This is a genomic window from Mucilaginibacter sp. 3215 (genome assembly GCF_050433785.1).
Lineage (GTDB): Bacteria > Bacteroidota > Bacteroidia > Sphingobacteriales > Sphingobacteriaceae > Mucilaginibacter.
On the sequence record NZ_JBNPWO010000027.1, the window covers coordinates 49,323 to 67,685 of the forward strand.

18 protein-coding genes are annotated in these 18,363 nt (G+C 42.6%); 7 read left to right on the top strand and 11 right to left on the bottom strand.

Features of this window, described 5'->3' with window-relative positions; genetic code table 11:
* The first annotated feature begins 59 nt into the window (after positions 1–59).
* Positions 60–617 (top strand): phosphonate metabolism protein/1,5-bisphosphokinase (PRPP-forming) PhnN, encoded by a 558-nt coding sequence (gene phnN / locus ABIC84_RS26115; protein ID WP_426585987.1) that lies wholly within the window; start codon positions 60–62, stop codon positions 615–617.
* Positions 618–952: 335 nt separating this feature from the next.
* On the opposite strand, the gene ABIC84_RS26120 is transcribed toward phnN, so the two are convergent.
* From ABIC84_RS26120 to ABIC84_RS26130, 3 genes are all read right to left on the bottom strand, one after another.
* Positions 953–2,377 carry a COG3014 family protein gene (locus ABIC84_RS26120; protein WP_429265478.1) on the bottom strand — a complete coding sequence of 475 codons (1,425 nt, stop codon included), beginning with the start codon at positions 2,375–2,377 and terminating at the stop codon, positions 953–955.
* Positions 2,378–2,440: 63 nt separating this feature from the next.
* Positions 2,441–3,034 (bottom strand): penicillin-binding protein activator LpoB, encoded by a 594-nt coding sequence (locus ABIC84_RS26125; RefSeq protein ID WP_429265479.1) that lies wholly within the window; start codon positions 3,032–3,034, stop codon positions 2,441–2,443.
* 51 nt (positions 3,035–3,085) lie between these two features.
* Positions 3,086–3,502, bottom strand: coding sequence for a hypothetical protein (locus ABIC84_RS26130; RefSeq protein ID WP_091174405.1), 417 nt, complete (start codon positions 3,500–3,502; stop codon positions 3,086–3,088).
* A 319-nt stretch (positions 3,503–3,821) separates the two neighbouring features.
* Here ABIC84_RS26130 and ABIC84_RS26135 point away from each other — a divergent pair, with 319 nt between their 5' ends.
* Entirely contained in the window at positions 3,822–4,307 is a 486-nt protein-coding gene (locus ABIC84_RS26135) for a nuclear transport factor 2 family protein (RefSeq protein ID WP_429265480.1), read from the top strand.
* 138 nt (positions 4,308–4,445) lie between these two features.
* On the opposite strand, the gene ABIC84_RS26140 is transcribed toward ABIC84_RS26135, so the two are convergent.
* Complete coding sequence (locus ABIC84_RS26140) at positions 4,446–6,080, bottom strand: FMN-binding glutamate synthase family protein (RefSeq protein ID WP_429265481.1); 1,635 nt, start codon at positions 6,078–6,080, stop codon at positions 4,446–4,448.
* 185 nt (positions 6,081–6,265) lie between these two features.
* On the opposite strand from ABIC84_RS26140, the gene ABIC84_RS26145 reads away from it, so the two are divergent.
* The 3 genes from ABIC84_RS26145 to ABIC84_RS26155 all read left to right on the top strand — a co-directional run bounded on the left by ABIC84_RS26145 (position 6,266) and on the right by ABIC84_RS26155 (position 8,479).
* Positions 6,266–6,808, top strand: a complete 543-nt coding sequence (locus ABIC84_RS26145) for a YceI family protein (RefSeq protein WP_090533071.1) — start codon at positions 6,266–6,268, stop codon at positions 6,806–6,808.
* Positions 6,809–7,004: 196 nt separating this feature from the next.
* The gene (locus ABIC84_RS26150) at positions 7,005–7,736 is read left to right on the top strand and encodes a hypothetical protein (protein ID WP_429265482.1); all 732 of its coding nucleotides are present in this window, start codon (positions 7,005–7,007) and stop codon (positions 7,734–7,736) included.
* Between the two features lie 122 nt (positions 7,737–7,858).
* Complete coding sequence (locus ABIC84_RS26155; protein WP_429265483.1) at positions 7,859–8,479, top strand: L-threonylcarbamoyladenylate synthase; 621 nt, start codon at positions 7,859–7,861, stop codon at positions 8,477–8,479.
* Positions 8,480–8,842: 363 nt separating this feature from the next.
* On the opposite strand, the gene trpA is transcribed toward ABIC84_RS26155, so the two are convergent.
* Genes trpA through trpD form a run of 4 tightly spaced genes read right to left on the bottom strand, consistent with a single transcriptional unit; the run spans position 8,843 to position 12,893 of the window.
* A complete protein-coding gene (gene trpA / locus ABIC84_RS26160; protein WP_429265484.1) occupies positions 8,843–9,613 on the bottom strand; it encodes a tryptophan synthase subunit alpha in 771 nt (256 codons plus the stop codon).
* Between the two features lie 33 nt (positions 9,614–9,646).
* Positions 9,647–10,090, bottom strand: coding sequence for a hypothetical protein (locus ABIC84_RS26165; RefSeq protein WP_426585970.1), 444 nt, complete (start codon positions 10,088–10,090; stop codon positions 9,647–9,649).
* A gap of 1 nt (position 10,091) precedes the next feature.
* Complete coding sequence (locus ABIC84_RS26170; protein WP_429265485.1) at positions 10,092–11,900, bottom strand: bifunctional phosphoribosylanthranilate isomerase/tryptophan synthase subunit beta; 1,809 nt, start codon at positions 11,898–11,900, stop codon at positions 10,092–10,094.
* Positions 11,901–11,903: 3 nt separating this feature from the next.
* Positions 11,904–12,893 carry an anthranilate phosphoribosyltransferase gene (trpD, locus tag ABIC84_RS26175; protein WP_429265486.1) on the bottom strand — a complete coding sequence of 330 codons (990 nt, stop codon included), beginning with the start codon at positions 12,891–12,893 and terminating at the stop codon, positions 11,904–11,906.
* Between the two features lie 392 nt (positions 12,894–13,285).
* Here trpD and ABIC84_RS26180 point away from each other — a divergent pair, with 392 nt between their 5' ends.
* Entirely contained in the window at positions 13,286–14,230 is a 945-nt protein-coding gene (locus ABIC84_RS26180; protein ID WP_429265487.1) for an ion channel, read from the top strand.
* Positions 14,231–14,300: 70 nt separating this feature from the next.
* On the opposite strand, the gene ABIC84_RS26185 is transcribed toward ABIC84_RS26180, so the two are convergent.
* Genes ABIC84_RS26185 through recR form a run of 3 tightly spaced genes read right to left on the bottom strand, consistent with a single transcriptional unit; the run spans position 14,301 to position 16,564 of the window.
* Positions 14,301–15,116, bottom strand: coding sequence for an SDR family oxidoreductase (locus tag ABIC84_RS26185; protein ID WP_429265488.1), 816 nt, complete (start codon positions 15,114–15,116; stop codon positions 14,301–14,303).
* Positions 15,103–15,936 (bottom strand): glycosyltransferase family 2 protein, encoded by an 834-nt coding sequence (locus ABIC84_RS26190; protein WP_426585960.1) that lies wholly within the window; start codon positions 15,934–15,936, stop codon positions 15,103–15,105. The genes ABIC84_RS26185 and ABIC84_RS26190 overlap by 14 nt, the downstream gene beginning before the upstream one ends.
* Position 15,937: 1 nt before the next feature.
* Positions 15,938–16,564: a recombination mediator RecR gene (gene recR / locus ABIC84_RS26195; RefSeq protein WP_112654519.1), complete on the bottom strand. Its 627-nt coding sequence runs from the start codon at positions 16,562–16,564 to the stop codon at positions 15,938–15,940.
* Positions 16,565–16,797: 233 nt separating this feature from the next.
* Here recR and ABIC84_RS26200 point away from each other — a divergent pair, with 233 nt between their 5' ends.
* A complete protein-coding gene (locus tag ABIC84_RS26200; protein WP_429265489.1) occupies positions 16,798–18,294 on the top strand; it encodes a sodium:solute symporter in 1,497 nt (498 codons plus the stop codon).
* Positions 18,295–18,363: the final 69 nt, after the last annotated feature.

The window sequence follows — 18,363 nt, forward strand, 5'->3', positions numbered from 1 at the left end:
ACCATTCAAAATATATAGCGGTTCAAATAATACGCCCTTTTCATCCATATAAAACCACCATGAGCAAGCTATTTTATGTTATTGGCGCATCCGGAGCAGGCAAAGACACCTTGATGAATTACGCCCGCAAGCAAATTAACGGATCGGAAAATGTGGTATTTGCGCACCGGTATATCACCCGTCCGCCATTTTCTGGCAATGAGAACCACGTTAGCTTAACCAATGAGGAATTTGCATTAAGAAGCAAAGCCGGGATGTTTGCTTTAAGCTGGGGCAGCCACGATAAATACTATGGCATAGGCCAGGAAATAAACAACTGGCTTAATAAAGGCTTTAATGTGGTGGTTAACGGATCGCGCGAATACCTGCCCGTTGCACAACGGCTCTACCCCGATCTGATAGCGATATTAGTAACTGCGAGTCCCGAAGCTATTGCAAGTCGCCTGGTTGGGCGAGGACGGGAAAACACTGAAGAAATAGCCAATCGTATAGCCCGCACTGCCGAACTCAACACCAATCTCGAAAACTGCATCGAAATACAGAATGACGGCGCTATTGAACTTGCCGGGAACGAACTGGTAAATCTGATCTCGGTAACGGAAAAACAAATGGCTTAAACCTGCTTTACAAAGACAGAAGAGCGGACCAAATAATCGCTACCCGGTTTGGCACTCTTATATGCGGATGAAAACTATTGATGGTTCAATACATCGAAAGATTACTGCGTTGGTAATTGAGTAGATATTTTAGTTTTTTTGAACGCGACTCATAAAACACTGAAATATACTGAAAAAGGGGTATTTCAAGGAGAAAGTATTAAAGCTATTTTTAAAAAATATTTAGAAAAGTATTTAAATATCGAACCTAAACCCTATCAATATAAATTAGCCATCTGCCCTGAACAGCAAATGGCTTTTTCGTTTATATACAAATCTCAAATAATTGCTGCCAGCTATCGCAACGTAGCATAATTATAAAACTGCAACCTGCCGGTGCCTTGTACGGTAATAGTTTTTGTTTCAGTTGCGCCCTGGGCATTTTTGAGGGTGATATGTACCTGGTTATCTCCTTTTTGCAAAGGGATCCGTGCATAAGAAATATAAGCCGGCAGACTTTGCCAGTTACGGGTATCGGCTTTTTCGGATAGTAAGCTGTAAAGCTGAATGCCGTAACCAAGTCCTTCCAATAACCCGTTGGTTTTGCCATCACTTTTGGCAGCCGCACGTATTGAATATTCGGCTATCTTCTTCACCGCAAGGCGCGACAGGATCCCGCTCATCTCTTTTAATGCGCGCTGCTGCAAAGTTTTAAATGCCAGCTCATTAATATCTTCAGCTTTTACCAATGACGCGTCCTGATTATTAACAGAGATACTTGCGCTTGAATAATATGGCGTTTGCGCAACATATTTAGGAAATGCGACCCGTAGGCTTTCAACCGACTTGGTGTTCACCCTGTTCCTGTCGCCGTCGTAATTAAAGGGAATTACCAGGCCTCCGGCAGCATCCGTAAAAAACAAGTCGCCGTTGCTGTTACGGATCAGGCTAAAAAACAGGTCGACCTGCGTTTTTACCGGGGCAAGGCCGTTCTCCCAAAAAAATATCAGCTCACCACCTTCCGATGGTTTTACAGGTTCATATTTAATGCCAAAGGTTGTTTCAAACTGGTCAGCTTCAGCTGTAAAGCCGTTCAGCTTTGCCGTGCGGATCACGTCTTCTTCCAGTTCAACGGGCATCGGGGTACCGTAATAAGTTTTATCAGGACTTTTAAGATAGATTTCCGCCGCGTTCCTGTATGATATAAATGCATTGTTTACATCGTTGCTACTTTCATACAACATCCCCTGCAACGTCAGCGAAAATGCGTCGTTTGAGTAACGGCTGTCTTTATTGTTATACTTATCGCCCTGTTCCTGAGCCTGTAAAGTAATACGACGGGCTTCAACAATTGCATCCTCTGTTTTATTCAGGTACAAATAATTGAGCGCCTTATAATAATGGATCATGAACTTTTCAAAATCCTCTCCTTTATACCTTTGCGATGCGGAATTAAGCAAAACGCCAACAGCGGCGTCAGATGCGCTGGTCAAACCTTCATCAAGCAACTGATCTGCCTGGTTAAAGTAGTTGTTACTATTTTCGTACTCGCCTTTTAAATGGCAGATCCTCCCCTTCTCCATCAGGTACAGGAGCTTATTTCGGGGCTTTTGAATGAGGCTGTTATTATCAAGCTCCTTCTCGGCCTGGGGATAGTTACCGGCCGATACATTTTTATAATAAGGAGCAACACTTTGATTATAGGTTGAACACGCCGATAAAAAAAGCATCAGCCCGATAAAAGAAAATACCCGGAGAATATGCGTACGTAAGTTGATCATTATTAAATGCAAACTGCCCCGAACACAGGCGTACCGTGTTCAGGGCAATGATGTTTACCAGCTTTAGTTTTTAACGTATTTGGCAATTTTCTTTTCGCCTATCCAAACCACTTCATTTGTCTGAATGTTGGTAAGCTCCAGATTTACCTGGTAGTAAACAACTTTTTGGCGTTTGTGCGAATCAACTATTGAATTGATTGAACCCTGCAGTATATAATCGGCACCGTTTTCCAGGCCAAATTTTTTCATGCTTGATACCGTAGCGTTTGTTTGCTGATCGGCCTTTTCGGCACGTAGCTCATCACGTTTTTTACCGCCCTGCACCAAACGTACTTTTTGCGATTGGATGAATGAGCTCTCAATATCGGTTAAGAATGTTTCGGCATCAATATGTTCGTGGCTTTTATTTTGTACAAAGCCAACTATAACTACCGGGCGTTTACCCTGGTGTTCGTTAAGGTGAGTATCTATCCAGTTAGCACCTAGAATTTTGCCGGTAAGCTCATCGGCTGCCATTCGTGCATCACTGTTATTCCAGTTGCCGCTAACATCAATAGTTTGGTCGGTGCTAACGCGTGTAACCTGCCTCGAACATGAGGCTATAAAAATCCCTGAAACTGCTACTGCAGCAACTGTTAAAATCCTGTTAAATTTCATTTGTAGTATATTATAAATTATGATGTGTTAGATTGATTGCTGCTTAATTTGTTACCAGCCAAAACCGATACCGATGCTTGTACGGCCGCCCCAGCGGCCACCATAATAGCCGCCCCAGCGATTGCCCCATCCATAGTTTAAAAATGGCGAATAAGAGTAGCCGCCATATAAGCCCCATGACGGTGAATAATCATAATATCCGTTCATGCGTTCCTCATGCCGCCACGCGCGGTTTTGGCGGCGGCGTTCCAGTTTGGCTTCATACCAATCGTAAGCTTTGTAAGTATTTTGTATGGTTACCCCGTGCAGGCTGTTCAGGGTATCGGCAACCCTGATATATTTTGCCTGGCTTTCCATGTAGCGTGGATTTTGATCGGCAACCAGCGATGCAGTTTCCTGGGCTTTTACGGCGCCACTAAACAAACCGCCTAAAAGCATCAAGCCTATCATAAAGATATTCCTTTTCATTGCGCTTAATTTAATAAGTAAAGTTACGTAAAATGCACTCCAAATATTACAGAGGCACCGGGCATAAACCGTTAAATTATGTTAATCGGGAGCATTTTTACTTAATTATGAACTGCAGTAGCACCATACAGCTTTTTCACCATGAAAATGGGCTGTATTATTATTGTCACTATCGGTCATCATGGCGCGTCATGATGATATATTCAAATACATTTATATAAAGCTAAAAGCAGAACGCACAAAGCCTAAAGCTTACATTCTGCTATTGACATTATTTAATTATTTCACGTAAATTAATTATTAGACGCTCTATCATATCATGAAAAAATCAACCTATACCCTGTTTATTATTGGCTTTGCTGCGATACTATCTGCCTCCGTTACCAACGCGCAAACCAAGCCCTTTAAACCCAAAGACCAGCAGTTATTTAACACCATCGCACACATGGATAGTGTAATGTTCAACGCCTTTAACAGCCGTGATTTAGAAGTGTTGAAAATACTGTTTGCACCCGATGTTGAATTTTATAATGACGGTAAGGGCTTAACCGGCTATGACGGCACCATGGCCGGCTTTAAAGGAATTTTCGAGAACAAACAAGCCGCCGACCTGCGCCGCGACCTGCTTAAAGAAACGCTTGAGGTTTACCCCGTGCCCGGCTTCGGCGCTATTGAAATGGGTACGCATCGTTTCACACGTACCGAAAACGGACAACCGGTAATCGGCCTAATTAAATTTGTACACATTTGGCAGTATAAGGACGGGCTGTGGAAAGTGACAAGGGTGGTAAGTGTAGGACATTAGTTATGCTAACAGATCCGTTAAGAGTTTTCAATCCCTATCCAAGCGTGGGGCTTTCGCAATATAACCCGCCAGTTCAGGCGTTCGTGCTTAAACCGGCAATCGCGCCATTTTTGATTAATCACCAAGCCTCAAATCTCTTCAATACGAGCTCACATTGCTATAGTCAACATTTGTAATGCCGCTATAATCAGGCATAAACGTATTTTCGCTGCTGATGGCCATATCAAACTCAAACGACGCCGGATAAGGTGTGTTCAACAAACTGCCTTTGGGGATGTAAGGGAACAACTCACCATAAGTCAGGATCTGACTGTGGTTAACACGGCGGTAAATATACATACGGTGCAGGTCGCAGGGTTTGCTTAAACCGGCGGCACCTATCATCTGAATGGCGCTGCTCACCGTTTGTCGGTGGAAGTTAGCCACACGTACCTTTTTATCATCCACTACCAGGCCTTTCATCAGGCTTTTATTCTGTGTAGCCACACCGGTTGGACAGGTGTTCGTATTGCATTCCAGCGCCTGGATGCAGCCAAGGGCGAACATCATACCACGGGCACTGTTGCACATATCGGCACCGAGGGCAAAATTTTTGACCAGGTCAAAACCCGTGGCTACTTTTCCCGATGCTATAAGCTTGATGTGTTTTTTAAGATCGAACCCGGTCAGTGCGTCATAAACAAAAGCCAAAGCCTCGCGCAACGGCATCCCCACCGAATTACTAAATTCCAGCGGGGCAGCGCCGGTGCCACCTTCGCCCCCATCAACAGTAATAAAATCGGGAGTAATGCCTGTTTTGACCATAGCCTTGCAAATAGCTAAAAACTCGCTTTTATGGCCAACACACAATTTAAACCCGATTGGCTTGCCGCCTGAAAGATCCCGAAGCTTTTGAATAAATACCATCAGCTCCAATGGATTGGTGAATGCGGTATGGTATGGCGGTGAAACCACATCCTCCCCCATCTCTACCAGCCTGATCCGCGCAATTTCAGGTGTGACCTTGGCAGCGGGCAATATCCCCCCATGACCAGGCTTTGCTCCTTGCGACAGCTTGATCTCGATCATTTTCACCTGTGGAAGCACCGCCCGTTCGGCAAAGGCATCGTAGTTCATAGTACCATCCTTATGGCGGCAACTGAAATAGCCGGTGCCTATTTGCCAAATGATATCGCCGCCTGGTTGCAAGTGGTAATCGCTTAAACCACCTTCGCCGGTGTTATGGGCAAAGTTATCCAGTTTTGCACCGCCGTTAAGGGCCAGGATAGCGTTCATACTCAACGAGCCAAAGCTCATGGCAGAAATATTGAATACGCTGGCCATATAAGGCTGCGTACAGGATGACCCGCCGACCTTTACGCGGGGAGCCATATTTAATTGATGGTGATCAATAGCGGCGATGCTGTGGTTAAGCCATTCGTAGCCGTTATCATATACATCAAGCTCGGTACCAAAGGGACGGGTGTCATCAACCTTTTTGGCTCGCTGGTAAATTACGCTCCTGTTTTGACGGTTAAAAGGCGTACCGTTGGTATCGCTTTCAATAAAGTACTGGTATATTTTAGGTCTTAACTCTTCCATCAAATACCTCAGGTGGCCAAACACCGGGTAATTACGCACAATACTATGTTTGGGTTGTACCATATCATAAAAGCCGATAAGATATACCGGCCCCATGAACAGGAACGACCATGCGGCGGGTGGCCAGATGACAGTCCACAAAGCAAGCATACTGAATATGATAAAGAACGAAACAACGAAGAGCTTTCTCATGGATAGTTAATTTTATATGAAGCGGCTATTAAGTTTGATAAAAATAGATTTATAATTTAAACAATAGGGCAAATTTGTGGTTAAGAAACTTACTCAATGTCGTTTTAAAGTCACAAAGTAAAAATACATGTTTAAACATCTATTTTTGTACTTATCTTTGTATCAACAAAAAAGAAATAAAAATCATGGCAACAGAAACAGCAACAAAATGGGTTATTGACCCTATGCACTCAGAAGTACAATTTAAAGTTAAACACCTGGTTATTTCAACCGTGAGTGGTTTTTTCAAAAGCTTTAACGGTGAGTTATTAACTGACAATGATGATTTTGAAAATGCTGAAATTGATTTCTCTTTAGATATCAACAGCATTGACACCAATCAGACACAACGCGACGAGCACTTGAAATCGGCCGAATTTTTTGACGCTGAAAAATATCCTCAGATCACTTTCAAATCAACTTCATTCACCAAAACTGATGATGAAGAATATGAATTGAAAGGCAACCTGACCATTAAAGATCAAACCAAACCGGTAACGCTCGACGTAGAATTTGGTGGCTCGGCTGCTGATTTTTATGGCAATACCAAAGCAGGTTTCGAAATCAGCGGTAAAATTAACCGTAAAGATTTTGGTTTAACCTGGGACGGCGTAACCGAAGCCGGTTCAATTGTAGTTGGCGAAGACATCAAATTGTTAATCAACATACAGTTTACTAAACAAGCTTAATTGTTTTAATACTGTTGCTGTGTTTTAACATTTAAAATGCCGCTGTTGTTAATGGATCCAAACAACACGGCATTGTTGAAACGGCAAACAGGTTAAAATTTAAATAACAAAGCCATTCTGATTTAATCGGGATGGCTTTGTTTTTATAAGGGAATAATATTTACAAATCGTTAATTTAGAGCTGTAGCTAAACCTTATGAAAAATTTGTTAGCATTGATAATATCACTATTTCTTATACCGGCATGTAAACCGGGGCCTCCCAAGAGTAAAGTGTATGCCAAATCAAAAAATATAAGTAGAGCTGAAAGTCCTTTCAAAGTAAATAACGATACCGTTGTTATAGACACCGAACGCGAATTTAAGTTTACTAAACACGAACTACAGGAACTTTATAAACGAGAACCCGTATTTCAAGAAAGCGAATATCCCGATGCGCCGGAGACCGCTTATAACGATCGGAAGACTCACGACTTTAATAGTGAGTTAGGAAAAGACATTTATTACACTTTATATGCCTACTTCCTGAGTAAGTCTCATTCCTCTAAAAAATACACAGTTAGGCGACAGAAGTTGATCAGAATTTACAGAGATATCAATTATATTTTTGGAGGTTTAGCGCAGGGCGGCACTTATTTCGGACATCAGCATACCCGCATTTTAGGAGATGCCGAATACTCGCTCTGTTTAGGTGATTTTTATGATTGCTACGACGAGCGAACTTATAACATAACTAAACAAAAGAAATTATATCTCAGCGCTCTTGATCAACAAATAACGGATGAATTAAGCACAAGCTACGATTTTGCTGAAAATGAAAAATCCAAATTGAAAAAAGAGTTATCTAACAAAGTAAAAGAACTCGACAATTTAATAACTGATTACTTTTACCTGGAAAGGACCCGGGCATTCCAGTACTCAAATTATTAATATCGTTCATACCAAACTTACTAAGTTCTCAGTATCATAAGATAATCATCGCAAACACATGATTTAAAGCGCGTTCAAGCCTCGTTTTTAAACCAAGTAGCGCTATATTTGTTCTTATACTTATGTTAATTAAAATATATCCCGAAAACCCCAATCCTAAAGCTATTGAGCAGGTGGTGGAGGTGTTAAAAAAAGGCGGCCTCATCATATACCCTACCGATACCATTTATGGTTTGGGTTGTGATATTACCAATCACCGCGCTATTGAGGCCATTTGCAAGATCAGGAATATCAAACCCGAAAAGGCTAATTTCTCATTCATTTGCTATGACCTGAGCCATATCTCTGACTATATCAAACCCATTGACAATACTACTTTCCGTGTGCTCAAGAAAGCGTTGCCGGGGCCATTTGCATTCATATTCAATGCCAGTCATATGGTGCCCAAAATGCTCAGCTCCAACAAAAAAACGGTTGGTATCAGGGTGCCCGACAATAATATAGCCCGCGAAATTGTGCGTGTGTTGGGCAATCCGATACTTTCTACATCTATCAGGGATGACGACGATATTATCGAGTATTCAACCGATCCGGAGCTGATCCACGAAAAATATGAAGACCTGGTTGATATTGTAATTGATGGCGGTTATGGCGATAACATCCCATCAACCATAGTTGATTGCACTACCGGCGACTTTGATATTGTGCGTGAAGGTAAAGGTGATTTGGAGTTGTATTTGTAGTTTTAATTATTATCACCCGTCATTGCGAGGTACGAAGCAATCCCAAACTTTACAGAGATACTTGCATAGCTGCTCTGCTAATCGGGGATTGCTTCGTACCTCGCAATGACGTGGTTGTAAGTTATTGATTATTAAGTATATTTTTCTTGATGGATTTTATAACATGGGCGTTGCCTGTGGCCCGGGCTTTCCGTTGCAAGTCCTCGCCTTTCCTGCCCGCAACCCTTTGCGCGCTCCGGGCTTTACACTGCAATCCCTAACGCGGCCCACGCGCAACACCGTTAAAATATATTTTACATGTCATTACATTTTTTTTCAGGGTTTCCCTGATGGATACTCGCAATGACGGGATGGAAATTGGACTTACGGCCTTATCCCCTTAACAAACCCATCAATCTTATCCATATAACCTTGCTCGCCTAAAAGTTTCACAAATTTGCTGCCTATAATTGCCCCATTGGCATAATTACATGCTTTGGCATAGCTGCTGCTATCGGTAATCCCAAAACCAATAATGGTTGGATTCTTTAGCTTCATCGCGGTAATGCGTTTGTAATATTCTTCTACACTATCACTCAGTTTCAGGTTGTAGCCGGTTATTGTTGACGACGACAGCAGATAGATAAAGCTGTTGCTCAGTTCATCAATTTTGCGGATGCGCTCTTCGGATGTTTGCGGGGTTACCAGGAATATATTGCTCAGGCCGTTATCGATAAAATATGACGAGTACATTTTTTCATATTCATAGATCGGCAGATCGGGTACAATAATACCGTCAACACCTACCTCGGCAGCCTTTTTACAAAACCGTTCAACACCATACTGTGCAATGGGATTAAAATAGCCCATGAGCAAAATAGGAATACTTACCCTGCTGCGTAGTTCGGCAAGCTCTTCAAACAAAACTTTAAGGCTCATGCCATTTTCCAATGCTACCTCTGAGCTATGCTGAATAGTTGGCCCATCAGCCACCGGATCAGAATAAGGGAAACCGATCTCCAGGAAATCGGCACCTGATTTTTCAAGGGCTTCGGCAATATCAACCGTAGTGTTTAGTGCAGGATAGCCTGCGGTAAAGTATATAGATAACAGGTTGTTATTCTTTGATGCAAAAAGCTTGTTTAAACGGTTCATGATATAGCCGGTTATTGTATTTTTATTTGTTTGTTATGGCACCCGGGCCATAAATTCTATTTTTATAATATCTGTTTCATCGTTAAAAAACGATGGTGATGTTGTTTTGGTGAACCCTATTTTAAAGTTATCACTTACCGATTGCAGATTAAGCTGATAGCCGCCAAATTCGGTTTGTACGTAGCAATCCTCTCCTTCAAGCAATTGCCCTTTAAAGTGGAATTGTCCGTTAAAACTCTGCCCCATCTGTCCACCTCCAAAACCATCCACGTTAAAATTCCTTTTAATGTCGATGCCTAATTGTGCAAAAAGCTGCTTTATCTCCTCTGGAAAAAATTCATCTCTTATGCTGTCAAAATATTGGCAATCTTCGCAACCGCAACTTTGGGTTCCGGTTACCTCTACTTTTTTATACAAAGCCTCGTTCTTAAGCCGGTCGGTCTCTAAGACCCAGTCGAGGTATTTTACTATTTCCAAATTAATAGCCGAAATAATTAATGTACGTATCCAGGTCCTTATCTCCCCTGCCCGAAATACAGATCACCACGTTATCATTAGCCTCAAACTTCATTTTCTCCAACTGTGCCAAAGCATGGGCTGTTTCAATGGCCGGGATAATTCCTTCCAGCTGACAGCAAAGTAAACCTGCCTGCAAAGCCTCCTCATCGGTAATACTTACATATTGTCCGCGGCCGGTTTTAAACAAATGTGCGTGCTGCGGCCCTATACCCGGATAATCCAGTCCCGCCGAAATTGAATAAGGCTCAACCACCTGTCCGTCTTCGGTTTGCATCAATATGGTGCGACTGCCATGCAGCACCCCTTCATCGCCCAAAGCTGTTGTAGCGGCCGATTCACCACTATTTACACCTTTGCCTGCTGCTTCAACAGCAACCAGTTTCACAGCCTCATCCTCTATAAAATGAAAAAACATCCCCATAGCGTTGCTGCCGCCGCCTACACAAGCCATCACATATTGCGGTAACTCCTTGCCGGTTTGCTCAAACAACTGCGCCTTTGTTTCCTGTGATATGATGGCCTGAAAACGGGCCACAATATCCGGGTATGGATACGGGCCAACCACCGAACCAATGATATAATGCGTATCAACCGGGTTGCCTATCCAATCGCGCAGTGCCTCGTTGGTAGCGTCTTTAAGTGTTTTACTGCCCGATGTGGCGGGTACAACCTTAGCGCCCAGCATTTTCATACGGGCCACATTTGGCGCCTGCCTTACCATGTCAATTTCGCCCATGTAAACAACGCATTCAATATTCATGAGTGCGCATACAGTAGCGGTAGCCACGCCATGCTGACCTGCGCCGGTTTCGGCAATGATACGCTTTTTACCCAGGCGTTTTGCTAACAGGATCTGCCCAATGGCATTGTTAATTTTATGCGAGCCGGTATGGTTCAGGTCTTCCCGCTTAAAAAATATGTTAGCGCCATATTTTTCCGAATACCTTTTGGCATGATATAACGGAGAAGGCCGGCCGACATAGTTTTTAAGCAGATCATCAAACTCGGCTTTAAAATCATCATCGTTTATGATATTGAGGTATTGCTCCCTTAATTCCTCTACGTTAGGGTACAACATTTCAGGGATATATGCTCCCCCAAAATCGCCATAATAACCTTGTTCGTTAACTCCGTATTTCATCTGTTGTGTTTTATTTTTGATGATTTTAAATGCCTCTTTTAATTTTTCGATATTCTTCAAGCCGGGCTCATTTTCAAACCTGCTGTTAAGGTCAACCCCATAAAATTGGGGATGTGTGATGTTTTTAACCTCTTTTATATTTTCCAGTCCCACCCCTCCAGATAAAAAGAAGGGAATGTCCAGTTTATATTGATCAAGAATAGCCCAGTCAAAAGTTTTGCCTGAGCCTCCATATTCTTTTGTTTTGGTATCGAACAGGAAAAGATCGACATTGTTGGCATAATCTTTTAACTGTTCAAAATCAAAATCTTCGTTAATACCAAAAGCTTTGATCACGGTTACCCTACCTTTAAAAGCAGCGCAAAACTCCGGACTTTCATCACCATGCAACTGAATCGCGTTAAAGCCATATTCAACGATCAGGCGATCAATATTTTCGGCGCTTTCATTTACGAAAACGCCCGTTTTTTGGATAGAGGCGGGTATAGTTGGCAACGCATCTGCCGCCAGGTTTGCCATATAACGGGGCGATTTGCCATAGAAAATAAAGCCTGCATAGTCGGGCTGCAAAGCGACAACCGCATTAATATTTTCAGGATGTTTTAAACCGCAAACCTTTATTTTCATGGTTTAGTTTTGTAATAAAGTATTAAAACTCCTCAGCGCTTTTTTGCTTAACAATGCTTCTTCGGCTTCATAAAAACAATCACCAAAAGTTTTTTCAGGGCCGATGGTTTTAATTGCCAGCGCGGCGTTAGCCAATACTACATTGTTTTGTGCCAAAGTGCCATCGCCTTTAAGTACATTGCTAAATATTGCTGCAGATGCCTCAACCGTATCGCCGCCAACAATCTCTTTAGGATCAAGCAATTCAAAACCAAGGTCTTCAACACTGTTGATCTTTTCGCCATCAGCAGAGAAAGTCTTAAAATCGCAGGTTAATGAGATTTCGTCATAGCCTTCTAGGGCGTTTATGATGGTATATTTTGTAGTTGATTTTTGGTAAAGGTAAGCGTATACCCTGGCAAGCTCCAAATTAAACACCCCCACCAGCTGATTATCTGGTTTAGCCGGGTTAACCATCGGCCCCAGCATGTTAAAGAAAGTTTTAACACCCAGCTCTCTGCGGATAGGAGCTACAGTTTTCATGGCCGGGTGGAATAACGGCGCATGCAAAAAACAGATATTCGCCTCATCGGTACTGCGTTTCAGCTTGTCAATATCGTTGGTAAACTGATAACCCAGGTACTCCATCACATTTGATGAACCGCAGCCCGATGATACCCCATAGTTACCATGCTTGGCCACTTTATACCCTGCACCCGCAACAACAAATGAAGCAAGCGTTGAAATGTTAAAAGTATCTTTACCGTCGCCCCCGGTACCACAAAGATCAATGAGGCCTTCGGTTTCCAGGTTAACAGGCAGACAAAGTTCCAGCATGGCATCGCGAAAGCCTTCCAGTTCTTCAACGGTAATGCTTCGCATACAATAGGCTGTCATGAAAGCTGCCATTTGTGCGTTATTGTACTTACCCTGCGCAATGTTTATCAAAATGCCTTTTGATTGTTCCCTGCTAAAGGTTTTGTGTTCAAAAAGATGATTAAGTATCTGTTTCATTTGCTTGCCCCCCGGCCCCCTAAAGGGGGAGTTTATTGTTAAAGTTTTTGCCCCCTTTTGCCGTTACTCCCCCCTTAGGGGGCCGGGGGGCGAAGCATAAAAAAAGGGTTGCCGTATGGCAACCCTTTTGAATATATCTTTTAAACAAACATGGAATTGCCTTACGATTACTCGTTAAGCCACCACCAATTGTTGTTTAATTTTGTCATTGTTACTTGTTGGCACAAATATGTAAATAGTTTTTATAAAAACAAACAGAACAGTACATTTATTGAATTATTGAGTTATTGAATTATTGATTTAGCTACTAAATTAGTAGAAGATCAGAGCAAGCTATAAACATTTTCTAAAAATCGATAATTCAATAACTCAATAATTCAGTAATTAGCCCTATGGCCATACATAAAGAGAAAATTAATCCCGAAGATGATCTTGGTTTTGGTACCCAGCCGGTTATTAAAAGCCAGCCGGTTATAAATAAGGATGGTACTATCAATGTAAAACGTACCGGCCTTCCGTTTTTTACTACATCAAACAACTACCACTCGCTCATTACCATGAGCTGGCGCAAGTTTTGGTTCATAGTTTTTAGCTGCTACTTTATAGTAAACATTATTTTCGCATTCATTTATTTCTCGTTAGGTCCCGATGTGCTTGACGGCAAAAGCGGCAATACCGATTTTGACCGTTTTATGGATTCCTTCTTTTTCTCAGCACAAACCATATCAACCGTAGGCTATGGCCATATCAGTCCCAGGGGCATGATTCCCAATACCATCGCCGCGCTCGAATCAATGATGGGCCTGCTGGCTTTTGCTTTGGCAACCGGTTTACTTTACGGTCGTTTTTCGCGCCCCTCGGCCAAGATCACGTATAGCCGCAATGTGCTTATCGCGCCCTATCGCGATGGCGGTAAAGGTTTGATGTTTCGCCTGGCGAACGAACGCAGAAATATCCTCATCGACCTGGAAATGGAAGTAGTTTTCAGCTATAACGACGAGGAAAACGGCAAAACCGTACGTAAATTCTTCCAGCTCGAACTGGAACGAACCCGGGTTAGTATCTTAACCCTGAACTGGACAGTAGTTCATCCGCTTGATGAAAACAGCCCGATTAAAGATATCACACCCGAGGAGCTTGAACGCAGGCAAGCCGGCCTTTCGGTAATCCTGAAAACTTTCGACGATACTTTTTCGCAAACCGTCCATTCCCGTACTTCATACCAATACGACGATTTTGTATGGGACGCTAAATTTAAACCTGCCTTTGAGCGCGACGAAACAGGCCGCGTTGTATTGGATTTGAGCAGGATCAGTGCATATGATATCATTCATTAGGTCATTGCGTCATTAAGTCATTTTTTTTGCAGCGTAAGTGCAATGACTCAATGACCCAATGAAAGAATGACTAACGAAGAAGCGGGTCCCGTTCTTTGGTGAAATGCTTATAAACCATTTTATCTAAAAATGCCGGTATAAATTTACTCAGGGCTACAGTAAGTTTGCCCTGGCCGGTGAGGGTTAATGTGCGGACCCGGTTTTCAATGCCATCAACAATATGTTTGGCTACCTCATCGCTGCTCATCATTTTTTGTTCTTCGAGGGTGCTCTCGCCTTGCTGTTTACCTTCGCTGTTCAAAGCGGTGTTGCGTATGTTTGATGCCGTAAAGCCAGGGCAGGCTGTTAATACATGTACCCCTGTTTTAAGATTTTCGATCCTCAATGAATCTAAAAAGCCGTTCATGGCAAATTTTGATGCCGAGTAACCTGAACGGCCGGGCAAACCTTTATACCCCGCTATAGATGATACGCCTACTATACTGCCTTTGGTTTTAGTAATTTCGGGCAGGGCATATTTGATGCAGTTAACCATTCCCCAAAAATTAACGTCCATCACCTGTTTTAGCACATCCACTTTTGCATCCTTAAACAGGGCGCGCATAGTGATGCCTGCGTTGTTGATCAATACGTCAATTTTACCAAAAGTAATAAGGGTTTGTTTAATAAGCTGAGCGCAATCATCTTCATTGGTTACATCACACTGTACAGCTAATGCTTTGATTTTATATTCTCGTTCCAACTGTTCGGTAAGCTGGCAAAGGGTAACATATTGCCTTGCCGCCAGTACCACATTGGCACCGCGTTTGGCGCATTCATAAGCAAGTGATTTCCCGATGCCCGACGAGGCGCCGGTGATGATTACAATCTTATCATTTAACTTCATACGAAGGAGGAATTAGCTGGGGGATGCCTTCCACCTTAAGCTCGGGCACCTTAAATAAATATTTGGAGGCGAAGATAATCATCGCCCCATAATATTCTTTAATGTGTGCCCAGCTAAATTTAACCTTGTTTTGTATGTTAAAATTGATGATATATGTTTTGGGGAAATAGTAGTTTTTAAACCCGGCAAGCCTGATCCGGTATGAATAATCGATGTCGTAGCCATAGGTATGAAAACGCTCATCCATTAATCCTACCTGGTTAAGTGCCTCTTTACGCAGCAGCATAAAGGCACCGTTGATGATATCCGATTCGGAGGTTTGAAACTCTTCAACCCAATCTTTACTTTGCGGGCTGGTAAGCCTTGATTTTGAAAAGTGTTTTGCCAGGCCGGTAAGCTTGAAAAAGGTTTCCCAGGGCTTGTTGAACCCGCGTTTTGATTCTTTCAAAAATTTACCTTCAGGAGTTATCATACGTACCCCCAAACCACCGGCGTCGGTATGCAGATCCATAAATTCAAGGGCCTTTTCTATGGTCTTCTTGCCTGTAATAGTATCCGCATTGACCAGTAAAATATACTCGCCCGTAGCCAGTTTAAGTGCATGGTTATATGCCCGGGCCATGCCCTCGTTTTTATCGCTGGCTATTATCTTTACGTCCGGAAATTCAGTATTTAACATGGCTATCGACTTATCAGCCGAAGCATTGTCGACCACAAAAACCTCGTGACTAATGTCCTGGGCAGCCCTGACCGCTGCATTCAGGGCAATTCTGAGCAGGTTGCAGGTATTATGGCTTACAACAACTATAGATAGTTTCATGCTATTTAGATAGTGAATTTTCGTACGGAACGCGGGTAGCTATGGAACGGCCCAAAGTTATCTCATCTACGTACTCTAATTCACCACCAAAAGCTATGCCACGAGCTATAGTTGTGATGGTAATATTGAAATTTTTTAATTTTTTATGAAGGTAGAATAAGGTTGTGTCACCTTCCATAGTGGCGCTGAGGGCAAAAACCACTTCTTTAACCTCGTTATCGGTGGTTGGCTTAAGACGTTCAACCAGCGTATCCACCTGCAAATCTGACGGCCCAACGCCATCCATTGGCGATATTAAGCCGCCCAGCACGTGGTAAACGCCATTAAACTGATTTGTATTTTCAATAGCCATTACATCGCGGGTATCCTCAACTACGCAAATAAGGCTGTGGTCGCGACGGTGCGATGAGCAGATCTCGCAAACCGGCTGGTCAGAGATATTATGGCAAACCCGGCAAAACTGTATTTCGTTGCGAAGTTTGGTTACCGCGGTACTGAAACGTTCAACATCCTGCTTATCCTGGTTAAGTAAATGCAGCACCAAACGAAGGGCGGTTTTTTGACCTACCCCTGGTAATTTAGCAAATTCGGCTACAGCATTTTCCAGCAATTTGGACGAAAAATTCATTGTGCGAAGGTAAATATTTTTTATGTGATTGCATTTTCCAACAATCACATCATCTCCACCGTCATTGCGAGGTACGAAGCAATCCCCGATTTGCAGAGGGCCATGTAAGGTTTCCCTGTAAAGTTCGCGATTGCTTCGTACCTCGCAATGACGGGAGCTAAAATACCCATCAAACAATAATTACCTTTTTTGAAAAAAGATTCCGACTTTAGAAAAAAACATAACACACATCTATGTCGCCCGGAGTATTATTGTCATTCATCATCGGTTATTTTTTGGTATTGCTAATCATCTCGTGGCTTACATCAAAAAAATCTTCGGATAACGACACCTTCTTTGTAGCCAACCGAAATTCCAAATGGTATTTAGTTGCCTTCGGGATGATAGGTACGGCATTGAGCGGGGTTACTTTTATCTCCGTTCCCGGTAAGGTTGGCACCGATGATTTTGCCTATTTCCAGTTTGTGCTGGGCAACGCCGCGGGCTTTTTCATCATAGCCACGGTATTGCTTCCCTTATATTACCGGCTTAAACTCACATCCATTTACAGCTACATTGAAGGCGCTTTAGGCGTTTGGAGCTATAAAACAGCTGCTGCTATATTCCTGGTAAGCCGGGTTATCGGCTCGGCATTCAGGTTATACCTGGTGGTTATCGTACTGCAGAAGTTTATTTTCGACAGCTACCATATTCCCTTTGCGGTTACGGTGCTTATTTGTTTGCTGCTCATTTGGTCGTACACCTTTAAGGGAGGATTGAAAACCATTATCATTACCGACAGCTTGCAAACATTTTTCCTGGTAACATCTGTTTTCCTGTCGATATATTTTATTTGCCAAAGCCTGCACATGAACATTTTTGAAGCTGCCGAAACCATCAAAAACAGCAGCTATTCCAAAATATTCTTCTTTAACGATTTCATGAGCAACAAGCTGCATTTAGGTAAACAGTTTTTAGGCGCCATGTTTATCACTATCGGCATGACCGGGCTTGACCAGGACCTGATGCAAAAAAACCTCAGCCTTAAAAATATCAAAGAAGCGCAAAAAAACATGTTCAGCTTTGTTGGCGTTTTCGTGATTATTAACATATTTTTCCTGAGCGTAGGCGCTTTGCTTTACATGTACGCCGCTAAAAACGGTATCAATGTTACCAAAACCGATTACCTGTACCCTACTATAGCCCTGCAATATTTAGGATTGGTTCCGGCTATGATATTTATGCTGGGTTTAACAGCCGCCACCTTTGCCACTACCGACTCTGCTCTGACAGCACTCACTACCTCTTTTTGTGTAGACTTTTTAGGTTTTAACAAGCGCAAGGATGTGAACAGCAAAAAAATGGTGGCCGTGCGCCATTGGGTACACATTGCCTTTTCGGGGCTGATGTTTTTAACCATCATCATATTTAACGCCATTAATAATGATGCTGTAGTTAGCGCCATATTCACCGTGGCATCGTATACCTATGGGCCGCTGCTTGGCCTTTATTCATTTGGCCTGTTTGTAGGCAACAGGCAGGTAATGGATAAACTGGTGCCCTTCATTTGCATACTCTCTCCTGCTATATGTTATTTTTTAAATGCCGAATCAAAATCAATTTTAGGCGGATATGTTTTTGGTAACGAACTCATCATTGTAAACGGACTAATTACATTTATTGGGCTGTGGGTTACTTCGAGTCCGAAAGTTGGGGAAGTCCGTAAGTCGGAAAGCCCGGAGATCGGGTAATTAAAAAGTAAAACAACAAATAAACCGGAATCAATTTTCTTTGTACTTTGCATTAATTAATATAGAATA

Excerpts from the sequence above, each read along its gene's own strand:
- trpA (WP_429265484.1), bottom strand. The coding sequence starts at position 9,613 with ATGAACCGTTTAAACAAGCTTTTTGCATCAAAGAATAACAACCTGTTA.
- ABIC84_RS26200 (WP_429265489.1), top strand. The coding sequence starts at position 16,798 with ATGTCGCCCGGAGTATTATTGTCATTCATCATCGGTTATTTTTTGGTA.
- trpD (WP_429265486.1), bottom strand. The coding sequence starts at position 12,893 with ATGAAACAGATACTTAATCATCTTTTTGAACACAAAACCTTTAGCAGG.
- ABIC84_RS26185 (WP_429265488.1), bottom strand. The coding sequence starts at position 15,116 with ATGAAGTTAAATGATAAGATTGTAATCATCACCGGCGCCTCGTCGGGC.
- ABIC84_RS26190 (WP_426585960.1), bottom strand. The coding sequence starts at position 15,936 with ATGAAACTATCTATAGTTGTTGTAAGCCATAATACCTGCAACCTGCTC.
- ABIC84_RS26125 (WP_429265479.1), bottom strand. The coding sequence starts at position 3,034 with ATGAAATTTAACAGGATTTTAACAGTTGCTGCAGTAGCAGTTTCAGGG.
- ABIC84_RS26130 (WP_091174405.1), bottom strand. The coding sequence starts at position 3,502 with ATGAAAAGGAATATCTTTATGATAGGCTTGATGCTTTTAGGCGGTTTG.
- ABIC84_RS26180 (WP_429265487.1), top strand. The coding sequence starts at position 13,286 with ATGGCCATACATAAAGAGAAAATTAATCCCGAAGATGATCTTGGTTTT.
- ABIC84_RS26170 (WP_429265485.1), bottom strand. The coding sequence starts at position 11,900 with ATGAAAATAAAGGTTTGCGGTTTAAAACATCCTGAAAATATTAATGCG.
- ABIC84_RS26145 (WP_090533071.1), top strand. The coding sequence starts at position 6,266 with ATGGCAACAGAAACAGCAACAAAATGGGTTATTGACCCTATGCACTCA.
- ABIC84_RS26140 (WP_429265481.1), bottom strand. The coding sequence starts at position 6,080 with ATGAGAAAGCTCTTCGTTGTTTCGTTCTTTATCATATTCAGTATGCTT.
- ABIC84_RS26135 (WP_429265480.1), top strand. The coding sequence starts at position 3,822 with ATGAAAAAATCAACCTATACCCTGTTTATTATTGGCTTTGCTGCGATA.
- recR (WP_112654519.1), bottom strand. The coding sequence starts at position 16,564 with ATGAATTTTTCGTCCAAATTGCTGGAAAATGCTGTAGCCGAATTTGCT.
- phnN (WP_426585987.1), top strand. The coding sequence starts at position 60 with ATGAGCAAGCTATTTTATGTTATTGGCGCATCCGGAGCAGGCAAAGAC.
- ABIC84_RS26155 (WP_429265483.1), top strand. The coding sequence starts at position 7,859 with ATGTTAATTAAAATATATCCCGAAAACCCCAATCCTAAAGCTATTGAG.
- ABIC84_RS26120 (WP_429265478.1), bottom strand. The coding sequence starts at position 2,377 with ATGATCAACTTACGTACGCATATTCTCCGGGTATTTTCTTTTATCGGG.
- ABIC84_RS26150 (WP_429265482.1), top strand. The coding sequence starts at position 7,005 with ATGAAAAATTTGTTAGCATTGATAATATCACTATTTCTTATACCGGCA.